Consider the following 7,388-nt stretch of genomic DNA (forward strand, 5'->3'; position numbering starts at 1 on the left):
CGTTTGCGGTTGCAAATCTAATATCTTTTTTATTCCCTACAACACTTATTTAATATTCTTTTTACACTTTCTTTTAACCTGATTTTACATCCCTGAATATCCGATATTTAACAATCAAAATAAAATGGTGAAGTAGATGAAACTGGTTATTAAATATAGTTTTTAATTCCAAAAAATTAAAATTTTAGTCAGGATTCTAGTGTTTTTTTGGTTTAACTTTTACTTTAGGTTTTGGAACGTCAATCCATTTTTTAGTTAATTCTAGATAATCAAAGTCTAATTTTGAAGGTTGTTCTTCTAAAACTCCATCAACAAAAGCACGTTGTAGAATGTCTTCAATTAAATAATCTTCTTTATTATTAATAGGGTCATACTCATCTTTTAATGATAGCTTGAACAAATTTGCTGTTGTATTGTACCAAAATGCTTTCCACCCACTTCGTAAATTTTTAATTAAATTAAATGAAGTATCCCCAGTTTGTCTATGTACTAACTTAATAAGTATTCTCCCTTCAGTTCTTGTTAACTTTTTTAGCTGACCGGTTAATTCTTCCTCTAAGTATTTTTGAATTCTCTTGGTGTATTGCTTCTTTCGTCTTTTAGATTTTATTTTCCCTAATCTTTCAGTTAAAACATTCAATCTATCGGCTGCTAATTTTGCATAAGGGTATGCTTTTAATGTTTTTTTTCGAAACCAATAATAATAGCGTCGATCATAACTTGTTTTAAATTTTAGTTTTTTTAATAGCAATACTTCATTCAACTCTATTAATAAGGTGTCTCCTTCAAAAATAATATAACGATCAGTTAAAAGCACTGAATCTTTATCCTTTTCTACTTGTGAAAAAAGACCTGTACTCATTATTAACATGAGTAGCACAACAACTATTTTAAATTTAAATTTCATTTTTTTACTAAAAAGAATTTCAAAAATACAACATTCATAAATCTATTTCAAATTAACTTTTAAAATTATTTCATGGAATCACGGATTACAAATTCGCGTCATCAAGAACAATTTTATTTTATAATTTAAATGACATATAAATAGTGCGGATTTGCAATTCGTGCCTTTAAAAAATAGTTAAAATAATAACCTCTAATTCATTACCTAATCGGCATAATTCCTTGCAGAACTAAAAACATAATCTTGAGGGTTAGTTACTCCCTGTCTTTTATAGGGTTGTTGTGAATATAATCTAATTTTTGCTTCATAAATGTATTGGAATTACATACCTCTGCATGATATGCATCTTGCCAAACTTTATAATTTTGTTTTCGCTTTAAATGTTCACACGCTTTTTGAAAATAATTAAGCATCCATTCTCTTCTGCTTTCATGATAATTAATAATGGTTTTAATTATTTTTTTGAAGAGTACTTTTTAAAATCACGCACAATATGTGACAATAAAAAACCTTCTTTAGCCTTGTATAATAGATGCACATGGCTTGACATTATACAGTAAGCATAAATTTCTAGTCCTTTATGTTGCTGACAATAACTTAAAGCTTTAGTAATAACACACTTTTGATCTAACCTTGTAAACACATCAACCCAACCAACAGTTATAATAGTTGTAAAATAACCCGTATCAGGCATTATGCCTTATATTTTGTAGACATCGCTTTTTTTATTGCAAAATATACAACTTATTGTGAATTGGAAAGTACTTTATGCACGGATTCAAATCCGCACTATCAAGTTTACAACTCTATTGCGTTAGTGATAAAAGTGGCATCCTTTTTATGTGTTTACATAAAAAGATAGAATGAATAGCACGACCTGTAAGGGAACGCCCAAATAATTATTTTTAGTATGGGAAAACTTCCTTATTTTTGATGAAAATTTATATTTAATTATGAGCAAAACAAAACCTATACTCAATAAAAAATCGATTACTTTTTTAGAAAAGTATTTAAACAATGCATCGCCTACTGGTTATGAACGTGAAGGACAGAAAATATGGATGGATTATTTGAAACCGTATGTGGATACATTTATAACAGATAGTTATGGTACTGCTGTAGGAGTAATCAATCCGGATGCTAAATTTAAAGTGGTTATTGAAGGTCATGCCGATGAAATTTCTTGGTATGTAAATTATATCACTCCTGAAGGTTTAATTTATGTAATTAGAAATGGAGGAAGTGATCATCAAATAGCACCTTCAAAAATTGTAAATATTCACACTAAGAAAGGTATTGTAAAAGGTGTTTTTGGCTGGCCGGCAATTCACACACGCCTAAGTGGCAAAGAAGAAGCTCCTAAACTAGATAACATATTTATTGATGTTGGATGTAAAAAGAAAGAAGAAGTTGAAAAACTAGGAATCCATGTTGGTTGCGTAATTACTTACCCTGATAAATTTTTCATTTTAAACAAAAACAACTTTGTTTGCAGAGCACTTGATAATAGAATGGGTGGTTTTATGATTGCTGAAGTTGCTCGTTTATTGAAAGAAAATAAGGTGAAATTACCTTTTGGCTTGTACATTACTAATTCTGTGCAAGAAGAAATTGGCTTGCGTGGTGCTGAAATGATTACCCAAACCATAAAACCAAATATTGCCATTGTCACAGATGTTTGCCATGATACTACAACACCTATGATTGACAAAAAGAAAGAAGGAGAAACAATTTCGGGTGATGGACCTGTAATTAGCTATGCTCCTGCTGTTCAAAATAATTTACGAGATTTAATTGTTGATACTGCAATTGCAAATAAAATTCCGTTTCAGCGTTTAGCTTCGTCAAGAGCAACAGGTACAGATACAGATGCTTTTGCATATAGTAATGGTGGAGTTCCTTCAGCATTAATTTCATTGGCGTTACGCTATATGCACACCACTGTTGAAATGGTACATAAAGATGATGTTGAAAATGTAATTAAATTAATTTATGAATCGCTACTAAAAATAAAAGAAGGTGACACTTTTAGCTATTTTGACTAAATGATTGTATTTAGAACTTTATTAGGAATTATTAGATTACTTCTTTTTGCCATAGTAACATCTACAATACTTACTGCTTTATTATTTACTAATTTATTTTATAAAAGTAAAAGTAAAAAAATTGAGCGTGGTATTATTTACAGACGAATTATTATTCGTGTATTGCATTATATATTAGGTTCAAAAATTACGGTATTTGGAAAAGAGCCTAAAATTTCTGGTTTAATTATTTCCAATCATAGAAGCTACTTCGATCCTCTTGTCATTTTAAGAAATGTATTAGCATATCCTATTGCGAAAAAAGAAGTTGAATCGTGGCCTTTAATTGGCTATGCCTGCAAGACTACTGGTGTTATTTTTGTTGAAAGAGATAATAAAGACAAAAGGGCTGAAACCAGAAATAAAGTGAATTTAGTTTTAGAAAACGGTTTTTCAATATTAAATACTCCTGAAGGAACTACTCATATAGAGGCAACAACTATTAAATTTAAACCTGGATCTTTTGTTTTAGCAGTAAAATTAGGTGTCCCAATTATCCCAATTGCCATAGATTATAAAAATATAAATGATGCTTGGATTGGTGACGATACCTTTCTACCTCATTTTTTACGATGCTTTGGTAAATGGCGTACTGAAATTAAGGTAAGTTATTTAGAACCTATTTTTTCTGATAATGTTGATGAGTTAATTTCTTTATCTAAACAAAAAATTGATGAAGAGCTTCTTAGATTTAGAAAAGAATGGAATACTAAATAGCAAATTACTCTAAAATAAAAAACCTACAATTATGTAGGTTTTTTATTTATGTTACAAACTTCCTTTAATTATGGATTCTACAACATCAGGGTTTAACAACGTTGAAATATCTCCTAAATTACCTGTATCATTACAAGCTATTTTACGTAAAATTCTTCGCATAATTTTCCCTGAACGTGTTTTAGGCAATCCCGTAACAAACTGAATTTTATCTAATTTGGCAATTGGACCAATATGCTCTGTAATTATTTGATTAATTTCTTTTCGTAAATTTTCATGTATTCTAGATTCACCAGTTTCTTTAATTATCACAAATCCATACAATGCACTTCCTTTAATATTATGTGGAAAACCTACAATAGCAGATTCTGCAACTGCTTGATGTTCATTTATAGCATCTTCAATAGGCGCTGTTCCTAAATTATGCCCAGAAACAATAATTACATCATCTACCCTACCAGTAATTCTGTAATAACCAACTTCATCACGCAACGCTCCATCACCTGTAAAATAATTATTTTTATAGGCTGAGAAATATGTTTCTCTATAACGCTCATGATTTCCCCAAATAGTTCTTGCCATTGCTGGCCAAGGAAACTTCACACATAAACGTCCATCAATCTGATTCCCTTTTATTTCTTCACCTTTTTCATCCATTAAAGCTAGTTGAACACCCGGTAATGGTAAAGTTGCATAGGTTGGTTTTGTTGGTGTTGCATACGGAATTGGTGAAATCATCATTCCACCAGTTTCTGTTTGCCACCAAGTATCTACAATTGGGCTTTTCTTTTTTCCTACATTATCATTATACCAATGCCAGGCTTCTTCATTAATAGGCTCACCTACAGAGCCTAATACTTTCAGAGATGATAAGTCATATTTTTCAACAAACTCTAATTTTTCTTTTGCCAAAGCTCTAATTGCAGTTGGCGCCGTATAAAACTGTGTGATTTTATGTTTTTCTACTATCTCCCAAAAACGTCCGTAATCTGGAAAATTTGGAACTCCTTCAAACATAACAGTTGTTGCTCCATTCGCTAACGGACCGTAAACAATATAACTATGACCCGTAATCCAACCAATATCTGCCGTACACCAATACACATCATTTTCTCTATAGTTAAAAACATTTTTAAAAGTATAGGCTGTGTAAATCATATATCCTGCAGTTGTATGAACCATTCCTTTTGGTTTCCCTGTTGAACCTGAAGTATATAATATGAATAAAGGATCTTCAGCATCCATAATCTCTGGTTCACATTCATTGGATGCATCATCAAGTAGTGGTTGAAGCCATTTATCTCTTCCTTTTTTTATATTAATTTCTGAATTGATTCTTTTTACAACCAAAACAGTTGTTACACAAGAACAATTTTCAAGAGCTTCATCTACAATACTTTTTAAATCGATGGTTTTACTTCCTCTAAAAGAGCCATCAGAAGTGATTACCATTTTACAATCTGAATCGTTAATTCTTGTTGATAAAGCAGTAGCTGAAAAACCTGCAAAAACTACTGAATGAATTGCTCCAATACGCGCGCAAGCTAAAACAGCAACTGATAATTCTGGAATCATAGGCAAATAAATACAAACTCTTTCACCTTTTTTAATACCTTGATCTTTCAATACATTTGCAAATTTATTTACTCGCTCAGATAATTGCTGATATGTAATATGTTGCGCTTCTTCTTTAGGATCATTAGGTTCAAATAAAATAGCAGTTTTATCTCCACGAATTCTTAAATGCCTATCTATACAGTTTTCAGTAATATTTAATTTGGCTCCTTCAAACCATTTTACCTCTGGTTTTGTGAAATCCCAACTTAATACTTTATCCCATCTTTTACGCCAAACAAAATGTTCTTCAGCAATTTCTTCCCAAAATACTTCTGGATATCTAATTGATTTTCTATAAACTTGATAGTACTCTTCTAAATGTTTTATGTGGTAATTACTCATTTTTTAACTCTAATCTATTTGTATTATTATTTGTTAAGTGCTGTATTTTCTTCTTCGGTTAATATTCTAGAATGAATGATAAATCGAATTCCAAGTGGTATTTCGAGTGAAAAACTAGATCCTCTACCTTTCGTAATATCAACTGTTAAGTGTGTGTGTTTCCAATATTCAAATTGATCTTGATTCATATAGTAATTTACACCTGATAACTGCCCAAGTAAAATGTCACTATCATCTAAATACATATCTTCTTTTTCGAAAATCATTGGTGCTGAACCATCACAACAACCTCCACTTTGATGAAATATTAGTTCTCCGTAGTTTTCTTTTAACTGTTCTACAATTTTAACAGCTTCATCTGTAATTGCTATTCTTTCATAACCCATTCAATTAAATTTTAAAAAAGCTGACTACATATAAATTATGCAGCCAGCTTTATTTATTTTATTTCCTAAAAGAAACCTAATTTATTTTTATCGTAAGATATTAACATATTTTTAGTTTGACGATAATAATTCATCATCATTAAATGATTTTCTCTACCAAATCCAGATTTTTTATAACCTCCAAATGGTGCATGAGCCGGATAGGCATGATAACAATTCACCCAAACTCTACCTGCTTTAATTGCTCTTGGAATTTGATATAATTGATGCGCATCTCTAGTCCAAACACCTGCTCCTAAACCATAAAGTGTATCGTTTGCAATTTCAATTGCATCTGCCTCATCTTTAAATTTAGTAACTGCTACTACGGGTCCAAAAATTTCTTCTTGGAAAACACGCATTTTATTGTGTCCTTCTAAAATTGTTGGTTGAATATAAAAACCGTTTGATAAATCGCCCTCTAACTTACAAGCTTCTCCTCCTGTAAGAACTTTCGCTCCTTCTTCTTTTCCTATCTTTATATAAGAAAGAATTTTTTCATATTGATCGTTTGAAGCTTGTGCTCCCATCATACAATTTGTATCGTAAGGATTTGTTTGGTTAATAGCTTTGGTTCTTGCAACTACTCTTTCCATAAACGCATCATAAATGTCTTCTTGAACTAAAATTCTTGACGGACACGTACAAACTTCACCTTGATTAAATGCAAATAATACTGCTCCTTCAATTGCTTTATCTAAAAATGCATCGTCTTCATCCATAACACTATTAAAGAAAATATTTGGAGATTTACCTCCTAATTCCATAGTTACAGGATTTAAATTTTTTGAAGCATATTGCATAATTAACTGTCCGGTAGTAGTTTCTCCTGTAAACGCTACCTTATCAACTCCAGAATGAGATGCAAGTGGTTTCCCTGCTTCAGGACCAAAACCATGTATAATATTTAAAACTCCTGGAGGAAATACTTCTGCAATTTTTTCCATTAATAAGGTTGCTGTTGAAGGGGTTTGTTCCGCTGGTTTTAAAATAACACAATTTCCTGCTGCTAAAGCTGGTGGTATTTTCCACGAAAGCATCAATAACGGAAAATTCCATGGAATAATTTGAGCAATTACACCTAATGGTTCTTTAATATTCATTGATAATGTATTGGCATCTAATTCTGTAGCTGAACCTTCTTCTGCTCTTATTACCGCAGCAAAATAACGCCAATGGTCAATAGCCAATGGAATGTCTGCATTTAATGTTTCTCTAATAGCTTTTCCATTATCACAGGTTTCAACCAAAGCAAATTCTTCCAAATTAGCTTCAATTATATCAGCTACTTTATTT

7 protein-coding genes are annotated in these 7,388 nt (G+C 31.1%); 2 read left to right on the forward strand and 5 right to left on the reverse strand.

Going from position 1 to position 7,388, the window contains the following annotated elements; genetic code table 11:
• Positions 1 to 196 precede the first annotated feature (196 nt).
• On the reverse strand, positions 197 to 907 hold the full coding sequence (locus QM495_RS12570; RefSeq protein ID WP_408672463.1) for a DUF4294 domain-containing protein: 711 nt from the start codon (positions 905 to 907) through the stop codon (positions 197 to 199).
• A 454-nt stretch (positions 908 to 1,361) separates the two neighbouring features.
• Positions 1,362 to 1,601 (reverse strand): transposase, encoded by a 240-nt coding sequence (locus QM495_RS12575; RefSeq protein ID WP_408672464.1) that lies wholly within the window; start codon positions 1,599 to 1,601, stop codon positions 1,362 to 1,364.
• Positions 1,602 to 1,860: 259 nt separating this feature from the next.
• Here QM495_RS12575 and QM495_RS12580 point away from each other — a divergent pair, with 259 nt between their 5' ends.
• Both QM495_RS12580 and QM495_RS12585 read left to right on the forward strand, forming a co-directional pair.
• Positions 1,861 to 2,952, forward strand: coding sequence for a M42 family metallopeptidase (locus QM495_RS12580; protein WP_408672465.1), 1,092 nt, complete (start codon positions 1,861 to 1,863; stop codon positions 2,950 to 2,952).
• Positions 2,953 to 3,708, forward strand: coding sequence for a lysophospholipid acyltransferase family protein (locus QM495_RS12585; RefSeq protein WP_408672466.1), 756 nt, complete (start codon positions 2,953 to 2,955; stop codon positions 3,706 to 3,708).
• 51 nt (positions 3,709 to 3,759) lie between these two features.
• Here QM495_RS12585 and acs read toward each other — a convergent pair whose 3' ends face one another.
• The 3 genes from acs to QM495_RS12600 all read right to left on the reverse strand — a co-directional run.
• Positions 3,760 to 5,667 carry an acetate--CoA ligase gene (gene acs, locus QM495_RS12590; RefSeq protein WP_408672467.1) on the reverse strand — a complete coding sequence of 636 codons (1,908 nt, stop codon included), beginning with the start codon at positions 5,665 to 5,667 and terminating at the stop codon, positions 3,760 to 3,762.
• A 26-nt stretch (positions 5,668 to 5,693) separates the two neighbouring features.
• Positions 5,694 to 6,053 carry a DUF779 domain-containing protein gene (locus QM495_RS12595; RefSeq protein WP_408672468.1) on the reverse strand — a complete coding sequence of 120 codons (360 nt, stop codon included), beginning with the start codon at positions 6,051 to 6,053 and terminating at the stop codon, positions 5,694 to 5,696.
• Positions 6,054 to 6,118: 65 nt separating this feature from the next.
• On the reverse strand, positions 6,119 to 7,388 hold a 1,270-nt coding region (locus QM495_RS12600; protein ID WP_408672469.1), incomplete at its 5' end, for an aldehyde dehydrogenase family protein.

Source organism: Lutibacter sp. (assembly GCF_046055765.1).
Classification (GTDB): Bacteria; Bacteroidota; Bacteroidia; order Flavobacteriales; family Flavobacteriaceae; genus Lutibacter.

Excerpts from the sequence above, each read along its gene's own strand:
- QM495_RS12570 (WP_408672463.1), bottom strand. The coding sequence starts at position 907 with ATGAAATTTAAATTTAAAATAGTTGTTGTGCTACTCATGTTAATAATG.
- QM495_RS12575 (WP_408672464.1), bottom strand. The coding sequence starts at position 1,601 with ATGCCTGATACGGGTTATTTTACAACTATTATAACTGTTGGTTGGGTT.
- QM495_RS12580 (WP_408672465.1), top strand. The coding sequence starts at position 1,861 with ATGAGCAAAACAAAACCTATACTCAATAAAAAATCGATTACTTTTTTA.
- QM495_RS12585 (WP_408672466.1), top strand. The coding sequence starts at position 2,953 with ATGATTGTATTTAGAACTTTATTAGGAATTATTAGATTACTTCTTTTT.
- acs (WP_408672467.1), bottom strand. The coding sequence starts at position 5,667 with ATGAGTAATTACCACATAAAACATTTAGAAGAGTACTATCAAGTTTAT.
- QM495_RS12595 (WP_408672468.1), bottom strand. The coding sequence starts at position 6,053 with ATGGGTTATGAAAGAATAGCAATTACAGATGAAGCTGTTAAAATTGTA.